We start from the raw sequence: 23339 nt of genomic DNA on the forward strand, positions 1-23339 counted from the left end.
GTAATGAATAATATTGTTGATATGTTCCTCGAACAGGCCGAGGCAACGCCAGATGCTTCAGCTTTACTGCAAGGTAGGCGAACTCTGAGCTATCTTGAGCTTGATAATGCTTCTGAGAATATTGCCAAAGCAATAGAAAAAAGGGGTCTTACCGGCGAAGTTGTTGGGATTTATTCATCCAGAAGTATTGAATTTATCGCATCAGCCCTTGGCATTATGAAGGCTGGATGCGTTTATGTGTCTCTTGATTCTGAACTCCCGCTGGCACGGCTGCAAAAAATAATCAGCGATGCAGATATTAAGCTTCTTCTTTCTCAGCCTGATATTCCTGCACTTCAGATTTCCGAAGGTGCTGAAATTGTTTATGTTGAAATAGATGATATAAAAACATCCTCTCCTTTAAGAAATGAGCGAAAAGTATCGGACGACAGACTTGCCTATGTGATATTCACCAGCGGCTCGACAGGCGAGCCGAAAGGCACTAAGATTACTCATAAATGCCTTGCAAATTTTGTTAACTGGATGGTAGTATGTTATAATTTCAAGTCGGGAACTAAAACCAGCTGGATTTCCAGGCCAGCTTTTGATGCCTCTCTGTTTGAAATATGGCCGTTTATCGCTTCCGGCGGTTTGATATCAATACCTCCTGATGAGCTTCTTTATGAGCCGCCCAAATTATTAGAATGGATAAAAGAAAATAATTTGGACACCTGTTTTATGCCAACGCCTTTAGCTGAGAGCTGCTTAGACTTGAAATGGCCTGAAGAATGCCGTTTGAAGTATCTTTTCAGCGGCGGGGACGCCCTTCGCAAGGCACCTAAGCCCGATGCTCCATTCAAAATGTTTGATCACTACGGTCCAAGCGAATGTACTGTAGTTTCAACGTATGCAGAGATCACTCCTGAGCAAAGCAAGAATAAATTTCCAAATATTGGCTTTCCTATTTCGGGAGCTAAGGTTTATATCCTTAATGAGAGCCTTAATCCTGTGGAAGATGGTCAGGTGGGTGAGATCTTTATCGCAGGAGCAGGTGTTGGGGATGGTTATCTGAAAGACCCTGAGCTTACCAAGGCTAAATTTCTCCCTGATAAGTTTTCGAAAACCCGAGATGCGAAAATGTATAAAACGGGCGATCTCGGGGCAAGGCTCAAAGACGGCAGCATTGAATTTCACGGCAGAACAGACCGGATGGTTAAGATTAGAGGTTTTAGAATTGAGCTTGGTGAAATTGAGTCTTTAATATTAAAACAGTCATATATATCGCAAGCAGCGGTTGTTCTTAAGCAGGGGCAGGCGGCAAAGAGGATTGTTGCCTTTGCTGAAACTCTGGATAACACATCAGATTGTTTGGAAAAGCTCAAGAAGGTTATCTCAGAAAACTTACCTTCTTATATGATGCCATCAAAAATTATATTTTTGGATAGTCTGCCTAAAACATTAAACGGCAAAATAGACCGCTCTGCCTTAGCTTCAGGAGAATATTTCAATCAGTCTGATAATAATGAAAATGCAGATCCAAAAGAACTTTCTGATAAAGAGAAAGCGATTTTTGAAATTTGGGAAGAAGTATTGGGCGATGATAACTTTTCCGCAGACACAAATTTTTTTGATGCCGGCGGGCATTCGCTCAAAGCTTTCAGGGCGGTTTCGAGGATTAATGAAAGATTCGGCTCCAAAATAACCGTTAGGCATATGTTTGATTACCCTACGATTCGCTCTCTCGCAGAGATAGTTAAAGGATCTGAGCAGTTTTCTGGCTCGCGTATTGAACATAAAGGGCTTAATAAGGCCCCCGCAACCCCATGGCAAGTCCATATGTGGCTCTTAGACTCTTTCAGTTCGGAGATTAATGTTTGCAATATTATCTGCAGCTTTGAGATTTCTGGCAAGTTAGATGTTGAGCTTCTTGAGTTGTCTGTTAAAAAGCTTGTTGAATTTCAGCACTGTTTGAGGCTTAAGTTTCTTATTTCAGACTCTTATCTCATAAAAGAAAAAGAGGATTACTCAGTTGATTATGTCTTTCATGATCTTTCGGATATCTCAGCCGAAGAGGCCGAGGATTTATCGGAAGAGATTATTTGCGGGTTTAGAGATTGCAAGTTTGATTTAAAGGAAGGGAATGTTTGCAGATTTGCTCTCCTTAAATATGACTCTCAAACCTACACTTTGCTCGCAAGTTTCCACCATGCTGTCTTTGATGGTTTCTCCCTTGCAGTTTTCGTTAAACAGTTAAAGGGAATTTATGAAACTCTCTTAGTAGGCGGCGATGCAGAAAATTTAAGACCTGAGATTTCATATTTTGACTACTCTCTGTGGCTTGAGAAATGGCTGGGGTCTCAGGACGCACAGGAGCAGAAAAAATTCTGGCTAGACAAATTAGATGGAATAAAAGGTCTCTTGATGCTTGATTGCACCCTTCCCAGGCCAGAAGCATATACATTTGAAGGCAGAAGGCATTATTTTAATTTTGGAAAAGAAAGAAGCAGAAAGATTGAGGATTTCTGCTCAAAAAATTCGATTACTGAATATATGCTTCTTTTAACTGCATACTCGCTTCTGCTTAGAGGACATACTGATACAAATGAAATAATTGTAGGCTCGCCAATAGCCAACCGTCCCGACTTGCAAACAGAGCAGCTGGTTGGGCTCTTCATAAATGGTATAGTTCAAAGATTAAATATTTTGCCTGAAAACAGTATTATTTCATTGCTTGATACTGTAAAAAAAGATACCTTGCAGGCCTTTGCAAACCAGAATTATCCTTTAGAAAATCACGTGCATGATTTGAATTTAGTGAAGTATCCTTCTGCTCATCCTCTTTTTCAGCATCTTTTCAGTTTCCAAAATGCCCACATCCCTGAAGCAGAATTGGGAAGCAGTAAAATGCGCGTTGACGATATTGGCAATAACACAGCAAAGGTTGACTTAGCCTTGGTTCTGGAATTACGTAATGGAAATATTGAGGGATGGTTTGAATATAACACAAATATTTTTACAAGTTCAGTAGTCGATGAACTCTCGGACGAACTTTTCGAAATTTCAGATAAAATAATCTCTTCACCAGACTCTAAAATTTCTGATTTGATCTCTTTAGAGCCCTTCAATGAAAGTAAGATGTCAGAATTAGAAAATGGACCTATTGATCTGCCAGAAAGTTTTGTTAGATTTTCAGGGTTAAGCCCGGATAAGCCGGCAGTCTGTGCTGATTCAAATTTTCTCACTTACTCAGAGCTCGATAAAATAACAGATTTGCTCGCTAGTAAGCTGATAAATGCCGGTGTTAAGGCAGACAGCAGGGTTGCGGTTTTTTATGACAGCAGCCTCGAATTTATTGCCGCTGCGCTGGCGGTGCTCAAAGCAGGAGGGGGATATGTTCCTGTAGATCCCGATTATCCTGATGAGAGAATTGATTATATTATTCAGAATGCTCAGGTTTCTTGCGCTTTTGCTCCAGCAGGCACAGTGAATAAAGCCTTTCTTGAAGGTATCACCTGTTTTCCTGTTGATTTAGATCAGCTGAAAAATACTGAAAGGAAGGAGCGGATTTGTGTTGATGTTTCGGAGGACAGCCTTGCTTATGTTATATATACTTCAGGCTCCACCGGAAATCCGAAGGGAGTTGAGGTTGAGAGGAGGAATCTCAAAAATCTTATTGAGTGGCAGTTGAATTATTATCAGATCAATGCTCGCGACAGGGCAAGCAATCTGGCAAGAAGCAGCTTCGACACCTCTGTATCTGAGATATGGCCTTATCTGATGGCTGGAGCGAGCGTTTATATACCTCAAGAGAGAATCGTACTTAACCCTAAGAAAATGATTGAATGGCTTTGCGCTAGTCGGATAACAATATGCGATATGACTACCCAGCTCGCTGAACTTGCCGTTTTCGAAAATTGGCCTTCAGAATGCAGTCTTAGGGTACTTAAAACGGGTGGTGAGAGACTAAAGAAACGCCCGCCTGCGGGACTCAGTTTTGATTTGTATAACGAATACGGTCCTACAGAATGTACCGTAATAGCAACATCCGGGAAGGTTTCTCCGGCTTGTGCTGGCGGGGAATTCCCTGATATAGGTGTTGCAATTTCAGGAAATAAAGCGCACATTTTAGGGGCAGATCTCAAGCCTGTTGCCAAAGGGAGCGAGGGTGAGCTTTGCATCAGCGGCAAGGGGGTAGCACGCGGGTATATTGGGCTTGATGAAGAGATGGAAGAAAGATTTATTCAAAGCCCGTTTGACCCGGCAGCGAGAATGTATCGCACGGGCGATTTGGTAAGAAGAAAAGAAGACGGAAATCTTGAATACATAGGCCGAAAAGACTCTCAGATTCAGATACGCGGTTTCCGTGTTGAGCCCGGCGAGATTGAAAAAGCGGTTACAGAATATGGAGGTGTAAAGGAGGCGGCGGTAATATCATCAGATGAACAGGATTCGGAAATAAAACTGCTTTGCTTTGTGGCTGCTGATGATATAAATAATTTTTCTGAAGAAAAACTGCTGTCTTATCTTAAAGAGAAGCTCCCGGATTATATGCAGCCCGCTCAAATTTTCACTGTTGAAAAAATTCCGTTAAACCACAACGGCAAGACAGACCGTGATGCACTTCTTGAAATAGCTAAAGAGGATGTGCCCCAGCCAAACCGGACGGATTCAAAAGTTGTTATGCCTCGCAATCCTATGGAAGAGGTTCTGTGGGATATCTGGGAGCAGCTGCTGGGGAGGAGCGATTTTGGCGTTTATGAGAATTTCTTCGACTTGGGCGGACATTCATTGATGCTTATAAAAATGGATTCTTTGCTGTCTGAGCGGGGGCTCTATGTCGGAATAGAAAAGATACTTCAGTATCCTGAGATTTCCAGGCTTTCCGGATGTCTGGACTTCAGGGTTGCGGGAGAAGCATGCTGCAGCGGGGAGAAATGTCTTATTGAACTTAATAAGGGCAGCAGGGGGCGTCTGCCTGTTTATTTTATCCATTCTCTAAGCGGAGATGTGCTCGGCTATGCAAATTTGGTTCATCATCTCGGCAAAGACCAGCCTTGTTATGGCTTTCAGTCTGCCGGCCTTTCTGATTTGGATAAAGCCCATAAAACACTGCCTGAAATGGCGGAGCATTATGTAAAGCTTATGCTTGATTTTCAACCCGAAGGGCCTTTTCTGCTCGCAGGCTGGTGTTTTGGCGGTTTTATTGCCTACGAGATGGCTCAGATGCTCAAAGGTATGGGAAGGCAGGTGGGCATGCTTTTGATGGTAGATGCCCCGTCAATGCCTCCAGCTGATATTAATCTGTCATACTATTTTGATATAGCTTGTAATCTGGCATCGCTCGGGCCGTCTGGTATGTTTAAATTCATAATTTCATATCTGAAGAAACATAAACAGTTTGAAAGTGTTGAGGAGATTATAGGAGAGCGTTTCAGCATGCAGGATAATGAAATTAAGAATAAATATGTTTCAAACAGAGAAGGTGTTTACAAAATAAATCTCAATGCAGCCAGAAGCCATAAAATCCATAAATACAATGGCGAAATCATACTTTGCACTGCCGCTAAAAGAGAGCATTGGCTTCTCAGGGGCGATACTCTCGGATGGAAAAATTTTGTCAACAATGTGGAGCTTAAAGTTATCCCAGGTGATCACGGTTTTATTATCAGGAAATCGAAAGTCCTGCCGAAGTTCATAAGAGAAAAAATTGATCAGGTGATCAATGCAAACTGAAAGACTAAATGCTCTTAGCAGGGGATGGAGAGAAATACTGCCGTCGGATGTTCGTTTTGAGATTGCCCAAGCATCTGATTACACCAGCAAGCTTTCTGTTTTAGAGAATGAGGCTATCAGAAATGCCCGAAAGCAGAGGGCAGAGGAATTTTCTACCGGCAGGCATTTACTAAAAAAAATATTATCCAAGATGAATGTGTCTTTCGGAGATCTAACGGTAACCCCCAATGGAAGCGTTAAAACCGGCAGCAGTGTAACCTGCTCAATATCCCATTCTGGAGGGTTTGTGTTTGCGGCTGCCGCTCCGGCAAGCAGCTTCCAAAGCATAGGAGCGGATATGGAGGTGTTGGAAGATATAAACCCTGAGGACATTGAAGGCTATATCCCGCAGACTGAATTCCGCCAGATTATCTCAGATTTATCCCTGCCAAGGGCGGCAGTTTCATTTTCTCTCAGGGAATCTATAGCCAAATGTTTCGGCAATTTTGAAAGGAGGTTTATAGATTTTGCCGAAGTCCTGATTGATTACAAAAATAACGGGGCAGTTGAAATTCTTCCGATCTCCGATTATATGCAAAAAAAATTTTTACGTGATTCTCACCGTTCTTTTTATTATGATTATATTGTAAATGAGGATTTCATTTTAACTTTCTTCTGCATAAACTTTCATTGAAAAGCAAAGCGGGAAAACGATGGTACTTGGCAAGATAATAAGGAAGAGAAGGAAAGAGCTCCAGCTTACTCTTGATGATGTAAGCGAGAAAATCGGCTATTCTAAGCCGTACATCTCCACCGTTGAAACCGGAAAAGTTCGCAATCCCCCCGGGCAGGATTTTCTTACAAAGCTGGAAGATCTGCTTGGTTTTGACAGGGGCGAGCTGCTTTATCTTGCCGAAATGAAGAAGATGCCCATCCTGCTCAGGGATCAGATTGAAGGCTCATTTGTGGAAAACGAAAGACTCAGGCGGATTCTCTCAGAAATGCTTCAGGAGGATAATACCGGACAGGTTCGCCGGTTTCTCGAGAAACATCACTTAGACATAAAGGATTTTCGCAAAAACAGCATTTCCGGTGTGATTCCCGTTATCAATAAGGTAAGCGCAGGATATCCGGCTGATTTTGGAGACCTGTCTTACCCTGCCGGCTTTGCTGACGAATACATTAACTGCCCGGGACTTAACGATCCGAATGCATTTGCTGTGAGGGTTGTAGGGGATTCTATGAAACCAGATTACTGCGAGGGGGATATCGTTGTGTTTTCGCCTTCAAGGGCGGTGAACAACGGAGATGACTGCTTCGTAAGATTCAAAGACCCGTTTGAGGCTACCTTTAAGAGGGTTTATTATGAAAATGATGGAAGTATCAGGCTGCAGCCGAGGAATACCGATTTCCCGCCGTCTAAAGCCTCTACTTACCGGCTGAACGGGGTCTATAAAGCTGTACTGAAATACCAATATTTATAAAGGGGAACATTTATGGCTATTACAAAACTTTACAACAAGACAGGGGATGAGAAAGCAGTTGAGATCCAGAATAATCTGGAAAAGAATTTTGGCTTCCTTCCAGAAACTTTTCAGGCTATGGGCAGAAACGGCAATTTCCTTGAAGGAGTGCTGAAGGTTATGGAAACCGCCGGTGCAGGGCTGGACGGAAAAACCAAAGAACTGATAGCGATTGCCGTAAGTGCAGCTAATGGCTGCAGCTACTGCATTGATGCCCACAGAGCTCTTGCCAAGCAGCAGGGGATCAGCGATGAGGAAATTACTGCGGCTATTGAGATGGCGTCTATGATGAGCCTCTTCAATACATACAACAAGTCTATTGGCCTGAATCATGACATTAAGGCAGACTGATTCCTTTTCAAAATTGTTCAGATAAAGGCCGTCTAATTTCCTTGGGCGGTCTTTTTTATGGCTTGAGGCTGTATGCAGAATTGTCTGAGGAGAGAAATCCTGTTCCCTCAGCCAGATTTTCAATATCGCTTCGGGTCGCATTGCTGTTTTCAGCAAAACATTTTTTTTGTGAATTCACGTGTCCATCTGCCCAAGCAATATTGGTTTTTCCGTTGTGCCGGTAGCCTTGCGTCCCTGCATTTCTTCCGCTGAAAGATTTGTCAAACCGGCTGGGCTCTGGGCTTCGCATAAACTTGTTTGCTCCCCCAGAAAATTCGCCGTCTCCAAACACAGCGCAGCGGTAAGGCCGGCTTATTTCTTCAATCTTAGCCGGTCTGCTCACGGTTTCGTTTGCCCCTCTGCCGATGTAGCTGGTATTGTAATTGTAGCCGGTGTAACTGTCTGACGGGGTGTTTGAGTTTCCCCTGAAAGCGGGGCACTGCTGAATCTCAGGCTCGCTTTCGCCCATCCAGAGAAGTCCAGGCTTAGTCGTAGTTGAGTTCTTGATTATAAAATCCCAGTTGATGTGCAAAAATCCAGAATCGGTTTTTTTGAAATCGTAGGCAAGGGGAAAATAGCCGTCGTAGGTGTTGTTGTATGAGTTTGCAGCCAAAGACATCTGCCTGAGTCTGCTCTTGCAAACAGCAGATTTAGCTTCCTGCCTCGCTGAAGCTAGCGCAGGAAGTAGAACTGAAATCAGCATAGCTGTTACGGCTATAACTATAAGCAGCTCTATAAGCGTGAAACCTGATTTATGTTTTTCTGTTCTTGCCATATTATGATGGGAGCGGGGTTAAACCGCTCCCCCGAGATATGTTAAATTGAATTCTTAATTCAAATCCTGGCAGCCCCATGTGCAGTTCATCCAGTCCGCTGCCAGCTGGGCAAAATCTTCAATATCAACTCGGCAGTCTCCGGTAACATCGCCCGCGGGTTGGGGATGCTGAGGATCGCCGCAGTATGTAACATCGGAAACAGCATCAATTTCTCCGCTGCTGCCTTCGAATTTAATATACTTAATCCATTCAAAGCCGCTTTGTTGCAGGTCGAAGGCTGTTCCGCCGCCGCTGTTGCCGTAGGCATCTATTATGCTTGAAATATCTACTGAGCTTCCGTCGAGAAGGTTGTTCTTAATGGATGGGTCAACTGGCTGAGTGAAGTCTTTTTCAATGGATGTCCATCCATACCCTTCGCTGTCGTATTTGTCCTGATCCCAGTGAAAGCCTTGCGTGGGGAATTCACCGTCTGCAAAGGGGCCGGAGCTGTATGTGTACCAGTTCTCCCCGTCCTGACTTACAGAGACTGTAATTTCTCCGCTTCCGATGCTTCCGCTGGTGTAAAAGGCTGACATATCGCTGTCATCGTCTGCCCAGCCGGATTCACAGGAGTAGAAAGCGTTGCCGAAAACGATAAAATCTTTCCCGTAGGGATTTGATGGGTCGTCCATCACTTTGTGGTCAAATTTTACGACAGCATACTCTCCTTCATTAACAGAAAGAAGGGTATTTTCGCCGTAAGGGGCTTCCACAACCTTTGTAATGCGGGTCTCTCCAGACCATGAATCGAAGAACGAGCTGGCGGGTTTGCCCGTGATATTTTCCGGATTTCTGTATGTTCCTCCGTCGAAAGAACCCTGCGCATCAGTTACCCATAAACCAAAATCGCTTGTACCTTCTATTGTGTAAACCCATTTGTCAAAATCGCCGTCCGAGAGCACTCTCGATCCAGCTCCTGTGAAGCTTTGGGAGTAGTTTTGGCCGTCTACGGAGGTGTAGTATGCCCACCATTGTTGAGCCTGCGAGCCCCAAACCGCTTCATAATCTCGCCCGCCTGCTGCGAATCGAGTGATGAATGCACCGTAAGTGCTCGTTGTATAATCGCATTCAATCACACCTTCAGCAGCGAGCGCATCGATAACATCGAGCCCCGTTACAGTCTGGCCTGCCTCAAACATATAGCCGTAGGTTACATTGTCGTTTGTAAGGTCTGAATCAAAATCGATTGACAGATAGCAGATTGAACTGCCGCTTCCGATAACTTCATCACAGATAATTGTGTTTGGGTCTTCTGCAAGCAGACTGCCGGCAATACAAAAACAAAACATTACAATAAAATTTTTCATAGATACGCGTTCCTTCTGGAAAGAGTTAATAAAAAAGACCCTGCTCCCGCAAAGAGAACAAGGCCTTATTAAAAACAGTATTTACGTAATGTTTTGAATATGCCTCTGTCCTGTAACGCGAGAACAAGCATTCAAGCAATAGAAAGGTTTTCTGACTTGCGTAAAACTGCTCCGCCTTCCCGCCTTCGGCAGTGGCTTAATGAAGCAGTCTTCGGGAAACCCGAAACGCTCACAGCGGCGCGTCCGTCGCAGTTTTTCACTGCGTTCCCTTAAACTATTGCACATTTTCAATTTTTAAAGATTGCTGGAAGTTTAGATTATCTTTTAGTTAAGTCAAGGAATAATTAAAAAAAGACGCATCAGCTTCAAACCGATGCGTCTTATGGGCTTCAGAATTAATTTCTGTTAGAATTCCTTGAGGTAAACTTTTCTTTCCTTGTCGTTCTTGGTTACCACATTCAGCAGTATTCCGTCCTCAAGGTCAGCGTCTTCAATAAGTTCCTGGAAATCTTCTGCCTCTTCAAAGCCTTCACCGTTAACTTCCATGATTCGATCGCCCACTTCGATTCCGAACTGTTCAGCAATTGAATCTGGGCGTACATATCTAACCACAGCTCCTTCGGAGAAGTCTGCCTCGCCTTGTTCATTGTATCTTTCAATAGCGATTCCGATTTTCTTGAAAGACTCAGTCTCTCGGTCTTTACCCGTTACTACGCCTTTACCGCCTTGGCGGCCTGTGCCCGGGCGAATTCCAAGAGTAACTTCCAGCTCTTCTTTTTCGCCGTCCCTGAAAATCTGGATTTCCACTTCAGTTTCCGGTTCCATTGAACTGATAATTTTAATAAGCTCGCTGGCGTCTTTAACACCCTCGCCGTTAATTGAGAGAACTATATCGCCTGCTTCCATATCCGCTTCATCTGCAGGGCCGTCATCTAAGACGTCAACAATGTATGCACCGCCTCTGTCCATAATGCGTTCAGGGATTTCCTCAAGCATATCTTCATCTTCTATTGCATCCAGCGGTGATACTGTTACCCCGAGCCAGCCGCGAACTATCACGCCCTCAGTAATGAGTTTTTCAACCACATCTGAAGCTATATTGCTGGGAACTGCAAAACCAAGGCCTGCATTAAAGCCGGTTCTTGATATGATGTTGGAGTTGATGCCGATAATCTCTCCGTCGGTATTAACAAGCGGACCTCCGCTGTTTCCTTTGTTGATTACTGCATCGGTTTGTATGAAATTTTCAATCCCAAGTTTGCCGAGGATGCCGCTTTTTCTGCCTTTACCGCTTACTATACCAGCCGATACTGAATTAGCCAGTGCCTCGCCCAGCGGAGAGCCCATAGCGAGTACCCAGTCGCCAACTTTCACCTCATCCGAATCACCGAAGGAGATTTCGGGCAGCTTTTCGCCTTCTGTGTCTATCTGAACTACTCCAACGTCCGTTTGTGTGTCGTATATGAAATCTATTGCCTCAAATTCTCTGCCGTCCGGAAGGTGAACAACTGCAGCATCTACATCCTTAATTACATGTGCAGCAGTAAGTACATACCCTTTTTCAGCGTCTATTATCGCTCCGCTGCCGCTTCCTTTGATGATCTGTTTTTCTTTTTCGGGGGCTTCTCTCTGTCCTCTGTCCCAAGGTATCCAGTCAAATTCTTTGAACGGCGAGCTTACTACTTCCCGTTCCTGAGTAACTTCAATGAACACCACTGCCGGATTCACCTTTTCAACAACATTGCTGAAAGAATCCGTCATGCCGGCTGATGCCGAGAAGGGAACAATCAGTGAAACTAAAACTGCTGCAAATAAACTGCGTTTCATTATTTTACCTCGCAATTAAATATTAAATTCGAAAAAGTTAAATTTTGTGCTGCCTAAGCAGCTCCAACAAAACAACAATCAAATTACGCTTCCTGAAAATTCTTGTTCGAATTTGAAAATATGTTCACTCTGCATTAATAATAGAGCCTGTTTCCCCGCTGTTAAGAGAGAGTTGTGAGCTCAGCCCAGGTATCTTGTTTTCAATATACGAAGAAACAGATTTCTTGGCCTGCATTATCCCCGAGTTTTGGGGGAGGATGTCAAAAAAGAACTGAATATAGCCGTCATCTACAAACCGCTTTAATGTTTGCCTGAAGTTTAGATCATAAACCCAGCAGAGCTGAAGGAGTTTGCGGTCTGTAAGTGTTTGAACCTTGTTGTAGTCTGCCTGTCTTCGCTGGATTACATCTTGTAAAACATCTTCTGTGTATTCGTCGGTAATCTCGCTTCTTCTTATCCCCAGCGTAACCAGAAAATTGCTGTCGTAATTAGAACTCAAGAGTTTCTGGTGCGTCTCTTTTATTACCCTGCATATATCGAGTTTGTCTGCATCTCGTATCATTTTCAAGTAAAGGTCCGTTAAAGCAGGAAGGCCGAGGGGCAGATTTACATCCATATCGCTGTGGTGCTCTATCGACTGTAAAATAATTTGCTTTTTCTGCTCATCTATCCCCTCTAAAACTTCAAGCTCATTTATAACTTTCACGCCGAGAAGAGAATGGCTTTCGCTGTCTCTGTCCTGAAATGTACGGTAAACCTGAATCTGGCGAAATCTGCCTATATCGTGCAGCAAGCCTATGGCCTCAGCGAGAAGTATCTGCTGATTATTCATGCCCAGCTCGCCTGCTAGCCAGCGTATTATCTCGGCAACTTTATAAGTATGGATATGTTTGAGTCTTGTTTTCTCATTTATGAAATCGTCATCACAGTAAAAGCTTTTGATATAGTTTTCTGCCCATTTTTTTATGTCTGTGAGGCTGCCTATTTCCATAAGTATCTGGTTCTTCCAAATTAAGTGCACAGGTGTTTTCCATTTTAATCCAATTTGAAAATCTTAAGCGCTGAGGGTTAAAAAACAATTAAATCTTTGCAGTTTTTTTATTCAATGTTAAAATGATTACACGTAGATTCAAATATTATGCATAAAACGAGGGAAAAGGGGTAATAAATGAGAATCAAATTAACTGTAATCTCCGCAGTATTATTTTCTTTCGTATTCTATAACGGGCTGCAAGCTGCTGAGCGTGTACCGAATGCCCGCAGGAGGGCGATTCCGGATACTCGCAGCATAGACAGGAATTCCAGCAGGGAGCAGAGATTGAACGAGCTGAAAAATAAAGCTCAAACTGCGCATCAGGAAATAAAACAGCTTGTTTCAAAACTGGCCGGCTTGGTCGCTGAGTCTAAAGAATTAGACAAAAAGCAGAAACGAGAGATTCGTATGAAGCTCATTGCCGGTAAGAAATACAGCCGTTATATGAGCAATGAACAGAAGAGCGATCTTTACGTGGCCGATGCATGGTACGGCTATCTGGAAGGCGAAGATCCGGGACGCTGCAGGAAAAAGGCTCTCAGCGCTTGCAAGCTCTCACCAGGAAGCGAGATTGCATATAAATCCCTCACTGTGTTTTCTCTTATTGCTCTTGAAAAGCCAATAGACAGGGAATATTTCCTCAAGCGTATGGACGAAGAGCAGGCTGAATCGGTGAGCTCTTATGATATTCCTGTGAAGCTTGATTATGATAAAAATATTTTCAAACTCAGAGGCAGGAACATCTCCGAGCTTGGCATAGACGGAAAGCTTCTCAAAAAGGATAATATGAAGCCCCTGAACTGCATTTTTATGTGGTCTGCAGGTAAATACGAGCTTACCCAAGCTCAGAAAACTTACTCTGAAAATGATAAGCTTCTAAGCGATATAATCTCGCAGAGGAATGTTGAAAAAAACAGAATTGCCCAAAATTTGGAATATTTTTTACACCTCAAGAATATTAACAAAGAGCTTCCTGCAGCAAATTTTGTTTCTCTAAATGTTGATAAAGACAGAAGCAAAGCAGAAGAAATGCTCAAAAATGCAGATGTTGAGCAGAAGGATACTGTTTTTGTATCTCAGCCTAAAGAAGAAGATGAGCAGCTTGAAGAGCTTCCCGAGGATCTCGGAGCGTGGGCGAATGCGTTGGATATGGCGGTTTTGGTATGTGATAATGCCGGCAGTATAAAATACGCAGGCCCGGAGTTCGGTGTTGTATTCAGACTTTTGAGCGACAGGCTTATGGGCGGAATCACCCATCCGGATTCCCTGAAGGGGCTGGTGGGCGCAGGTGCTTCTGAAGATCCTTTCGGCGGGGAAGGGTTTGACCCGTTTGCCCAGCCTCAGCAGCAAAATCCCTCACAGCAAAGCCAATCAAAGCAGCCGGCAGACCCTAATTCCCCCGAAAAGGCTCAGTCAAGCCAGCTTTCAGAAACTGAAGAGTATAAGGCTAAAAGGCTCCTGAAGAAGGCCGAGATGCTCAGAGGCAGCTACACGCGTCTGGGCAGCTCTAAGAAGCTCATAGAGGCATGCAGAGAGGTTATAGAGAAATACCCGGGCACAAAATATGCTAAACAGGCACGCGAAATTTACGAATCAATCCCGAAGCACCAGAGAGAACGCAGAGACCCGATAGAATAATCTTTGCCTCGCTTATCTATTCCTTCTTCTGTCTTTGAGCAGAAGACCTAAGCCGAGTATGGCGATTGAAGCAGGCTCGGGGATCGTAATAATCATCTGCGGATCGGTGAGCGAGCCGGAACCCTCAAAAGTTCCATCATCATAAAAATTCAGAGGATTGGCGTATTTGCTTTCGCCTTGAGAAACGAAATACCAATCGAAATCAGTTGAAGCCGTATTGCCAACAGCAACCTGGATTTCGCTGTTTTCTTCAGGGTTGGAGAGCAAATCGCCGATTACGCCGCCATCCCCGTAAGAGCTCCATAACCAATTGCCCTGAAATTCATTTTCTGAAGCCTCGTACTGAAGTTCTGAAGACTTGTCATCTGCCACAAGCACCGTGTCAAATCCAGCGGGCAGGCCGGCATCAGCGTTGAAAAAACGCATATCCACATTTGAGGCCACTCCCCCTTGTCTGTTTACAATCATGCACAGCTGCATGGTAGAGGTGCCTTCCTGCTCATAAAGCCAGAAAAATCCCTTTCTACTTTCAGGACCGAAATCCGGATTACCTCCGTTAGCTAACCCTCCGTAATCGTAGTATTGTGCGGCTGTTTCGCTCCCTGTAATCGGATTTACATTGAAAGAACTTCCGTCGTTTGATACTGAGACTGCCGAAACTGGCAAAGCATACAAAGATAAAAGTAACGCCGCAATTGAAAGGTTTTTTAATGAATAACACATAATTACTCCTTCACTTACTGTTAGAAAGCCTTTACCTAAGCTTCTTATAATATACGAATAAAACTATTTCAAATAAAAAATCGATTTGGAGGAAAAATTATACCTCAAAAGCTATAGTTAAAGTGTTTTTACTTGCAAGCTTTCCCTTTATCTTTTTATACTATCAATTACAATAAATGGAAATGCAAGTTATTAAGCGTTATCATTAAGAAAGGATTACTATGCGGTTTTCGAGATTTATGCTTTTTGTTACCATCTTGTTGTTTGCGGTTCATTCACTTAATGCGCAAACCTTAAAGGTTAAATCACCTGATGAATCTGTAGCGGTTTCTGTAAATGTTGGGAAAGAAATTCACTGGTCCGTTTCAAAAAGCGGAAAAAAGGTTCTCTCGCCATCAAAAATTATGCTCAATTCAAGCAGGGGGGCGTTTGGCTCTAAACCTGATTTGGTCTCGCAAAATAAACGTACCGTGAGCAGGATACTCAAGCCTGCAGTAGCTGAGAAACGAAGTGAAGTAAAGGATAATTTTCAGGAGCTGGTGCTTAATTTTAAGGGGCAGTGGTCTTTGGAGTTTCGGATCTATAACGACGGCGCTGCCTACAGATTCAAAACTGATTTGCCCGGAGAGCAGATAATAAAATCTGAAACCGCCCAGTTCAATTTTCCTGAAGACCACAAGCTCTATTTCCCGGAAGAAAACAGTATGATTACCCATCAGGAGAGAGAATATCTTCATACTTCCCTTTCAAAAATAGATTCAATGAGGTTCTGTTCGATTCCTGCCCTTATCGCGCCTACGAACGCCCCTAAGGTTATTCTCACAGAATCTGACCTTCGTGATTATCCGGGTTTCTATCTGCAGGGTAATGGAGCAACATCGCTGGAGGCGGTTTTCCCGAACTATGTATTAGAGTCTCATATTAGGGCTGCTGGCAAGGGCGACAGAGTTCCGGTTGTAGATAAACGCGCAGATTACATTGCAGAAACCAAGGGGAGCAGGGCTTTCCCGTGGCGAGTGGTTGGGATTGCTCAAGCCGATGAGGACCTCATAGACAGCCAGCTTGTCTGGAAGCTTGCAAGCCCCTGCGAGCTGGAAGATACCTCATGGATAAAGCCCGGGAAAGTAGCTTGGGACTGGTACAATGCCAATAATATTTTCGGCGTTGATTTCAAGGCCGGAGTGAATACCAAGACATACAAGTATTTTATTGATTTCGCTTCTGAATACGGCATTGATTACATAATACTAGATGAAGGCTGGTATGTGCTGAAAGACCTTACAGCTCCAGCTGAAGATATGAACCTGCCTGAGCTTTTCAGCTATGCTGAGAAAAAGGATGTTGGGATTATCCTCTGGATGACCTGGCACACACTAAATGAGCAGTTTGAACAGGTGATGCCCATGTTTGAGAAATGGGGCGCTGAGGGGCTCAAGGTTGATTTTATGCAGAGAGACGATCAGTGGATGGTGAATTTTTATGAGAAGGTGGCCAAAGAGGCTGCAAAGCGGCATTTGCTTGTGGATTTTCACGGTTCATACAAACCTTCCGGGCTCAGAAGGGCATACCCGAATGTTATAACTCGCGAAGGCGTGCGAGGCGGGGAGCAGAACAAATGGAGCGAGTATGCAAACCCTGAACATAACATCACTCTTCCCTTTACGAGGATGTATGCAGGGCCATTGGATTATACGCCCGGTGCGATGGTTAATGCCCAGAAGGACAACTTCGCTGAGAGATTTGAACGCCCGATGAGCCTCGGAACACGCTGCCATCAGCTTGCGATGTATGTGATTTTCGAAAGTCCCCTGCAGATGCTATGCGACAGCCCGTCGCTTTATTACCAAGAGCCTGAATGTATGAAATTTCTCTCGGCCGTGCCCACTGTATGGGATGAAACTGACGTACTTGATGCGGAGATAGCTGAGTATGCGGTTGTTGCGAGGAAATCCGGCGAAGAGTGGTATCTCGGGGCTATGACAGACTGGAGCAAAAGAGAGCTCCAAGCAGATCTTTCATTCCTCAATGAAGGCAGCTATACTGCGCATATTTGGAAAGACGGCGCAAATGCGGATAGATACGCAAGCGATTATGCATATATTAAGAAGAAAGTAACCAGCAGCGATAATCTGAAAATTGATCTTGCCTCCGGCGGCGGATTTGCTGCGAGGTTTATACCTGAATAGATGAAAAGATTTTTTATTTAACTGGAGCCCCGCTTTGAAAGAGATACAATGGAAAAAGCTTCTTGAGACTATAAACGGAACTAAATGCGAAACCATACCCCCCGGATTTATTATAGACAGCCCGTGGCTTCCCGGGTGGTTCGGAATATCTACAATTGATTATTTCTCAAATGATGAGCTATGGTTTGAGGCTAACAAAAGGGCAGTGGAAACCTTCCCTGATGTAATGTTTCTCCCAGGATTCTGGTCTGAATACGGGATGTGTACCGAGCCTTCGGCCTTCGGGGCTAAATGCAGCTTCAAGAAGAATGATCTGCCCCATGCCGAGAAAATCATCAGCTCTGTTGGCGATATAGACAGCCTCACTCTTCCGAAAACCGAAACAGACGGATTGGCGTCTTTTGTTTTGAATCGCATTCGGTTGAACAGAAAGAAAATTGAGAGCCTTGGCCATTCAATTAGATTCGCCTGCGCAAGAGGGCCTCTCAATATAGCCTCTTTTCTGATGGGTACAACAGAATTCCTTATTGCTCTTAGAACGGATCCAGATAAGGCGCATAAGCTGCTTGGAATAATCACAGAATACACAGAAAACTGGCTGCGGCTGCAAAAGCAGGAGTTCGATACCATAGACGGCATCCTCATACTTGATGATATAGTGGGATTCTGCGGGGAGCCGGATTTTCAGGAGTTCGCTTCCAGATACCTGAAGAGGCTTTTCTCTTCGTTTGACTGTTCAGTGCGATTCTTCCATAACGACGCTGATGCGAAAGGGTGCAGCCCGCACTTGGCGGAAGTTGGTGTGAATATGTTTAATTTCAGCTTCCTGCATTCAATACAAGAGCTGAGGCAATGGACAGGAGGAGAAATTACATTATTTGGAAATATACCTCCAAGAGATGTCTTGGCATCGGGAACTCCTGAGCAGGTTGCAGAAAGCGTAAAATCAAACTTTTCAGGCTTGGAGAATACTTCACGAATTATTGCTTCAGCAGGCGGCGGTATGCCGGACGGGGTTTCAACCGAAAATATACGCTCATTTACTGACGCACTTGGTGATATTAGCTCCTTGCCGTCATAAGATAAATCCTTGTATAACCGTAAATTTCCTTGACAGAAGTTATTTTATTGTTATCTTCAAACTCAAGGCTTGAGTTTAATCTTGCTTTTCGTGAAATCATATAATAATCATTTATTTTATGGAGCTTTTTATGTTTAGAAAAATTGCTTTCTGTGTTTTATCTATAGGTTTTATTGCAGTCTGTTCTGCTGATACGCCCCCATGGAAGTGGCTTTTCAATGGTAACGACCTCTCCGGCTGGCATCAGAAAAATGGGGAAGCGGTTTATGAAGTTTCCGATGGTGCAATTGTAGGCAAAACAGTAAGGAACACGCCGAACAGCTTTCTTTGCACTAATAATACGTATTCAGATTTTATATTGAGGCTTAAGTTCAAGGTTGATTCAAAGCTCAATTCCGGCGTGCAGATACGCAGCCGCAGCTTGGCTGATTACCGAAACTACAGAGTCCATGGGTATCAGGTGGAAATAGACCCCTCCAGCAGGGCCTGGACAGGCGGCATCTACGATGAAGCAAGAAGAGGCTGGCTTCACCCGCTCTCTCACGGCGAACCCGCTGCGAAGGCATTCAAGCAGAATGAATGGAACGAATTTAGAATAGAGGCAATCGGCAGTACCTTCAAAACCTGGCTTAACGGTAAGCCTGCCGTTCATCTTGAAGACGATATGACAAAAGAAGGCTTCATCGGCCTTCAGGTACATTCAATCGGCAACGATAAGGGCAAAGAGGGGATCAAGGTTATGTGGAAGGATATCCAGATAATTACGGATAATCCTGAGAAATACTCCAAACCGATTTCTCTGCCTAAGAGAGACCTCCACAACAAACTCACTTCAAACGAGGAACGAGCCGGCTGGGAGCTTCTCTTCGACGGCAAATCAACAGACAAATGGCGGGGAGCAAAGCTTGATAGATTTCCTGATTTCGGCTGGTATGTGCATGACGGAATCCTTACTATCAAGGAATCCGGCGGCGGAGAAGCCGCAAATGCAGGCGATATCGTTACAAAGAAGCAGTACAAAGATTTCGAGCTTCGTGTTGACTTTAAGATTACCCCCGGGGCAAATTCAGGCATCAAATACTACGTTGACACTGAGATAAACAAAGGCCCGGGTTCATCGATTGGCCTTGAATACCAGATTCTTGATGACAAAAGGCATCCCGATGCCAAAAAAGGAAATCATGTAGGGAGCCGTACGCTTGCATCTCTTTACGATCTCATAATGGCGGTTAATAAGCACCCAAATCCTATGGGTGATTGGAATCATGCGAGGATTGTTTCAAAAGACAATCACATCCAGCACTGGCTCAACGGAAGAAAGGTTTTGGAGTATGAAAGACGTACTCCGAAATTCAGGAAGCTAGTTCAGGAAAGCAAGTATGTTAAATGGGACAATTTCGGAGAGCTGCCCAAAGGCAATATCCTCCTTCAGGACCACGGAAACAGAGTATCATTCAGAAATATTAAAATAAGAGAACTAAAATAAGGGGCTAGATATGGACAACATTACAAGAAGAAATTTTGGCAAACTCTCGCTTTCTGCCGCAGGTGCGCTGAGTCTTGGCGGAATATCGCAAATCTCAGCAGCAGCTTCGGCTAACTCTAAGGTCGTTTTGGCTGTTGCGGGAATCAGAAGCAGAGGAAGACAGTTGGCGGAAAACTTTGCCGGCATAAAAGACTGCGAAGTTAAATACGTTATAGATGTTGATTCAAGGTACCTTGACCATGCCGCAAAGAGTGTGGAACAAAAGCAGGGAAAGGCGCCGAAGGCTATCAAAGATTACCGCGAAGCCCTTGATGATAAAGACGTTCACGGATTAGTTGTTGCCACGCCGGAACATTGGCATGCCCCAATGAGCATTGAAGCTGTGAAGGCCGGCAAGCACGTGTACGTAGAAAAGCCGTGTTGCCACAATCCCGCAGAAGGTGAGATGCTGGTGGAGGCTATGAATAAATATGACAAACTCATCCAGATGGGCAACCAGCGCCGCTCATTCCGTATTGTTGAGCAGATGATTGATGAGATCAGGAGCGGAGAGATCGGAAGGCCGTATTTCGCACGCACATGGTATTCAAGAAAACGCGGCCCGATAGGCAAGGGCAAGGTGATTGATGTACCCTCATATTTGGACTGGGAGCTCTGGCAGGGACCAGCCCCGAGAGAAGAATATCGCGATAACGTACACCCGTACAACTGGCACTGGTTTTGGAACTGGGGCACAGGAGAAGCCCTCAATAACGGCACGCACGAACTCGATGTTGCCAGATGGGCTCTCGGCGTGGACTTCCCCACAAAAGTAACAAGTCTGGGCGGCAGATACCACTACCCCAAAGATGACTGGGAGTTTTTTGATACACAGAATATAAGTGTTGAATTTGAAGGCGATAAACTCATAACATGGGAAGGAATCAGCAGCGCTTCAATGAAGATCTGCGGCCACAGCCGCGGGGCTCTGATACAAGGCACAAAAGGATACGTTGAATACGGCTCAAGCTCATATAAAGTTTTCGATCTAAACGGCAAGCTTCTAAGGCATGAAGATCAGGCTGCTAAAAGCAAGGACAGCACAAATGTTATAGACCCTGGCCTTAATGATTATCACGCAGAGAATTTTGTTTATTCGATCCTCGGCAAAGACAGCATAAACTCTCCTGTGGATGAAGGCTATAAGAGCATCCTTCTCGGGCTTCTGGGGAATATTGCTGCCAAAACCTCAACTATGCTCCATTGCGATCCGAAAAACGGACATATTCTCGATAATCCCGATGCTCAGAGGTATTGGAGAAGGGTTTATGAGCCCGGTTGGGAGCCGAAAGTTTAATCATCTCAATGAAGGATTGTTTTCACAGCAGTTTTTGGGCTATGAACACAAGGTTTAACCTCGTTCTCCCGAGTGTTGATTTCGAACATTCTGAAGAAATTTTCGAACAAGTAAAAACCGAAGTTTTGAGGCTTGAGAAAGTTTTCAGCAGATTTGACAGCGAAGCAGAGCTTTATAGATTTAACCAGAGCAGTGAAAAAGATATAATCACTGTTTCCGGGGATTTGTCAAAGGCTCTGCGAATCTGCAAAGATTATTCTGAAAAAACTGATGGCTATTTTAACCCCTCATATTCAGGTGAAATAGACCTCGGGGGCATTGGCAAGGGCTATGCACTTGAAGAAGTGAGGAAAATATTATTGGACTATGCTCTCTCCAGAGCTTTTGTGAGTTTTGGAGAGAGCTCCATTTACGGCCTTGGAAGCCATCCGCACGGGAACTGCTGGGAGGTTGCTGTATGCAATCCTTTCAGGAAAGATGAGTCCCTTGACAATTTCAAACTGCTAAACAGTTCTTTGTCAGTATCGGGTTTTTCTGTTTTGCAGAACGGTGTCTCGGGATATCATATAGTCGATCCGAAGACCGGCCGACTTGCCCAAAACAATATGCTGGTATGCGTTTTATCAGATAGCAGCATAAAATCGGAAGTGATTTCAACAGCTGTTTATGCCAGTTCAGGTAAGTGGCTCCCAGGAAAAGATCTTTTCCCCTCAATTAAAACAGCAGTAATAGAATTGAATGGTAATGGTGAAATAATCAGGAAACATTATGTCTAATGATAAAAAGTTTACGCGGCGAGAATTAATAGAGAATATGAAAACGATTGCCGCAGGCGGGGCCCTTGCGGGCACAGTGCCTTGGATATCCCTTTTGAGCGAAAATGTACCGGCATCAGTTGCTCCGTCAGATAAAGTGAATGTGGGTTTTATAGGCACAGGTTCCCGAGGGAAAGCGCTGATAAGGTACGCCAACAATGTGCCTGCAATAAATATTGCTGCAACATGCGATAACTATGAGCCCAATTTCAAAAGAGGGCTGGAAATAGCCAAAGGCAGCCCAAAGGGATACAAAGACTACAAGAAGCTCCTCAAAGATAAGAGTATTGATTGCGTTATAATCGCTACACCTTTGCATCTCCATGCTCAGATGGTTCTGGACGCCTTTGCAGCAGGCAAGCACGTATTTTGCGAAAAGACGCTTACCAAAACTATTGAAGAAGCAAAACAAGTTAGCAGCGCGCAGAAGGAAACCGGCCTTATACTTCAAACAGGGCATCAGAGAATCTTTGATATCCGCTACCTCAAGGCCTTTGAGGATATGAAAGCGGGCAAACTCGGCAAGATAACTCAGATCAGGGCATATTGGCACAGAAACGGCGACTGGCGAAGGCATGTCCCAAAGCCCTCTCTCGAGAGAAAAATCAACTGGCGGATGTATCGTGAGTATTCCCTTGGGTTAATGACAGAGCTCGCCTCACACCACCTCCAGGTGGCTAACTGGTTCCTCGGCGCCACTCCGGAAAAGGTTATGGGTTCAGGAAGCATTAACTACTGGAAAGACGGACGTGAGGTGTACGACAATGTAAACGTGGTTTACAGATATCCGGGCGGGATTCATGTGATATACGATTCGCTGATCAGCAATAAGCATTACGGCTGCGAGCTTCAGATGATGGGTGATAAAGGGCTTTACGAGCTCGAGCTTGGAAAGTTTTATTCGGAAAATCCTCCCGCACCTGCCGGCATTCTCAGGCTGATAAATGATATTGAACATTCAATCTTTGATCCCGTTCCCATTGCCGGAGCGAGCTGGGTGCCCGAAACTGCATCAAAATACAAGGGCGAGTATATTGTTGATATGCACAGGAGCAGAATCCCCAACAATACGCTTCTTTCGCTTGAGGCATTTGCCGAAACTGTAAAGAAGGGCAAACCTGTTCCGGGTATGCTAGAGCACGGCATCGATGCTGCTGTTGCTGTGATATTAGGCGATAAGGCTATGGTAGATAATGAGATAGTTAATTTCCAGAAGGAGCTGGCATAATGAAGGATTTAGTGATTAAGGCCAAAACGATAAAGAAGGAGCTCCTGATTTGGCTGCTGTGTTTTCTTACTGCATTCGGGATGAATATTTACAGCATTGTAAAATACGATAACACAAGCTTTACAGAGCTTATCACCAAGCTTCATATTGTTGTTGTGTTGAGCTTTGTGTTATTTGCTCTGCTGTATATCCTGCGATTGATTCTCAGGCTGGCAGCTTACCCGTTCACGAAGAATCGCTCAAAGGAATGAACGACCGTT

17 protein-coding genes and 1 riboswitch are annotated in these 23339 nt (G+C 44.3%); of the genes, 12 read left to right on the forward strand and 5 right to left on the reverse strand.

Going from position 1 to position 23339, the window contains the following annotated elements:
• The first annotated feature begins 3 nt into the window (after positions 1–3).
• Genes STSP1_RS01140 through STSP1_RS01155 form a run of 4 tightly spaced genes read left to right on the forward strand, consistent with a single transcriptional unit; the run spans position 4 to position 7565 of the window.
• Positions 4–5712, forward strand: coding sequence for an amino acid adenylation domain-containing protein (locus STSP1_RS01140; RefSeq protein ID WP_085754585.1), 5709 nt, complete (start codon positions 4–6; stop codon positions 5710–5712).
• Positions 5702–6385, forward strand: coding sequence for a hypothetical protein (locus STSP1_RS01145; protein ID WP_085754586.1), 684 nt, complete (start codon positions 5702–5704; stop codon positions 6383–6385). Before STSP1_RS01140 ends, STSP1_RS01145 begins: the two co-directional genes overlap by 11 nt.
• A 19-nt stretch (positions 6386–6404) precedes the next feature.
• Positions 6405–7175: a helix-turn-helix domain-containing protein gene (locus tag STSP1_RS01150; protein WP_085754587.1), complete on the forward strand. Its 771-nt coding sequence runs from the start codon at positions 6405–6407 to the stop codon at positions 7173–7175.
• A 12-nt stretch (positions 7176–7187) separates the two neighbouring features.
• Positions 7188–7565 carry a carboxymuconolactone decarboxylase family protein gene (locus STSP1_RS01155; RefSeq protein ID WP_085754588.1) on the forward strand — a complete coding sequence of 126 codons (378 nt, stop codon included), beginning with the start codon at positions 7188–7190 and terminating at the stop codon, positions 7563–7565.
• A 55-nt stretch (positions 7566–7620) separates the two neighbouring features.
• On the opposite strand, the gene STSP1_RS01160 is transcribed toward STSP1_RS01155, so the two are convergent.
• The 4 genes from STSP1_RS01160 to STSP1_RS01175 form a co-directional block, all read right to left on the reverse strand.
• A complete protein-coding gene (locus STSP1_RS01160; RefSeq protein ID WP_085754589.1) occupies positions 7621–8379 on the reverse strand; it encodes a prepilin-type N-terminal cleavage/methylation domain-containing protein in 759 nt (252 codons plus the stop codon).
• Between the two features lie 54 nt (positions 8380–8433).
• On the reverse strand, positions 8434–9726 hold the full coding sequence (locus STSP1_RS01165) for a hypothetical protein (protein WP_085754590.1): 1293 nt from the start codon (positions 9724–9726) through the stop codon (positions 8434–8436).
• Between the two features lie 124 nt (positions 9727–9850).
• Positions 9851–10033: riboswitch (cobalamin riboswitch) on the reverse strand.
• A 98-nt stretch (positions 10034–10131) separates the two neighbouring features.
• Positions 10132–11553 carry a trypsin-like peptidase domain-containing protein gene (locus STSP1_RS01170; RefSeq protein ID WP_085754591.1) on the reverse strand — a complete coding sequence of 474 codons (1422 nt, stop codon included), beginning with the start codon at positions 11551–11553 and terminating at the stop codon, positions 10132–10134.
• 124 nt (positions 11554–11677) lie between these two features.
• Positions 11678–12574 carry an HD domain-containing protein gene (locus STSP1_RS01175; RefSeq protein ID WP_123806943.1) on the reverse strand — a complete coding sequence of 299 codons (897 nt, stop codon included), beginning with the start codon at positions 12572–12574 and terminating at the stop codon, positions 11678–11680.
• Between the two features lie 147 nt (positions 12575–12721).
• Between STSP1_RS01175 and STSP1_RS01180 the strand changes: the two genes are divergently transcribed.
• Entirely contained in the window at positions 12722–14224 is a 1503-nt protein-coding gene (locus STSP1_RS01180) for a hypothetical protein (protein ID WP_085754593.1), read from the forward strand.
• A gap of 12 nt (positions 14225–14236) precedes the next feature.
• Here STSP1_RS01180 and STSP1_RS01185 read toward each other — a convergent pair whose 3' ends face one another.
• Positions 14237–14947 carry a hypothetical protein gene (locus STSP1_RS01185; RefSeq protein ID WP_085754594.1) on the reverse strand — a complete coding sequence of 237 codons (711 nt, stop codon included), beginning with the start codon at positions 14945–14947 and terminating at the stop codon, positions 14237–14239.
• A 221-nt stretch (positions 14948–15168) separates the two neighbouring features.
• Here STSP1_RS01185 and STSP1_RS01190 point away from each other — a divergent pair, with 221 nt between their 5' ends.
• The 7 genes from STSP1_RS01190 to STSP1_RS01220 all read left to right on the forward strand — a co-directional run bounded on the left by STSP1_RS01190 (position 15169) and on the right by STSP1_RS01220 (position 23330).
• The gene (locus STSP1_RS01190; protein WP_085754595.1) at positions 15169–17133 is read left to right on the forward strand and encodes a glycoside hydrolase family 97 protein; all 1965 of its coding nucleotides are present in this window, start codon (positions 15169–15171) and stop codon (positions 17131–17133) included.
• 34 nt (positions 17134–17167) lie between these two features.
• Entirely contained in the window at positions 17168–18214 is a 1047-nt protein-coding gene (locus STSP1_RS01195; RefSeq protein WP_085754596.1) for a uroporphyrinogen decarboxylase family protein, read from the forward strand.
• A 130-nt stretch (positions 18215–18344) separates the two neighbouring features.
• Positions 18345–19700 carry a 3-keto-disaccharide hydrolase gene (locus tag STSP1_RS01200; RefSeq protein WP_085754597.1) on the forward strand — a complete coding sequence of 452 codons (1356 nt, stop codon included), beginning with the start codon at positions 18345–18347 and terminating at the stop codon, positions 19698–19700.
• Between the two features lie 10 nt (positions 19701–19710).
• Positions 19711–21036 carry a Gfo/Idh/MocA family protein gene (locus STSP1_RS01205; protein WP_085754598.1) on the forward strand — a complete coding sequence of 442 codons (1326 nt, stop codon included), beginning with the start codon at positions 19711–19713 and terminating at the stop codon, positions 21034–21036.
• Between the two features lie 41 nt (positions 21037–21077).
• Complete coding sequence (locus STSP1_RS01210) at positions 21078–21812, forward strand: FAD:protein FMN transferase (RefSeq protein ID WP_161491552.1); 735 nt, start codon at positions 21078–21080, stop codon at positions 21810–21812.
• A complete protein-coding gene (locus tag STSP1_RS01215) occupies positions 21805–23079 on the forward strand; it encodes a Gfo/Idh/MocA family protein (RefSeq protein WP_085754600.1) in 1275 nt (424 codons plus the stop codon). The genes STSP1_RS01210 and STSP1_RS01215 overlap by 8 nt, the downstream gene beginning before the upstream one ends.
• Positions 23079–23330, forward strand: a complete 252-nt coding sequence (locus tag STSP1_RS01220; protein WP_085754601.1) for a hypothetical protein — start codon at positions 23079–23081, stop codon at positions 23328–23330. Before STSP1_RS01215 ends, STSP1_RS01220 begins: the two co-directional genes overlap by 1 nt.
• The last annotated feature ends 9 nt before the right edge of the window (positions 23331–23339 follow it).

The sequence above is a fragment of the Sedimentisphaera salicampi genome (genome assembly GCF_002117005.1).
GTDB classification, from domain to species: Bacteria; Planctomycetota; Phycisphaerae; order Sedimentisphaerales; family Sedimentisphaeraceae; genus Sedimentisphaera; species Sedimentisphaera salicampi.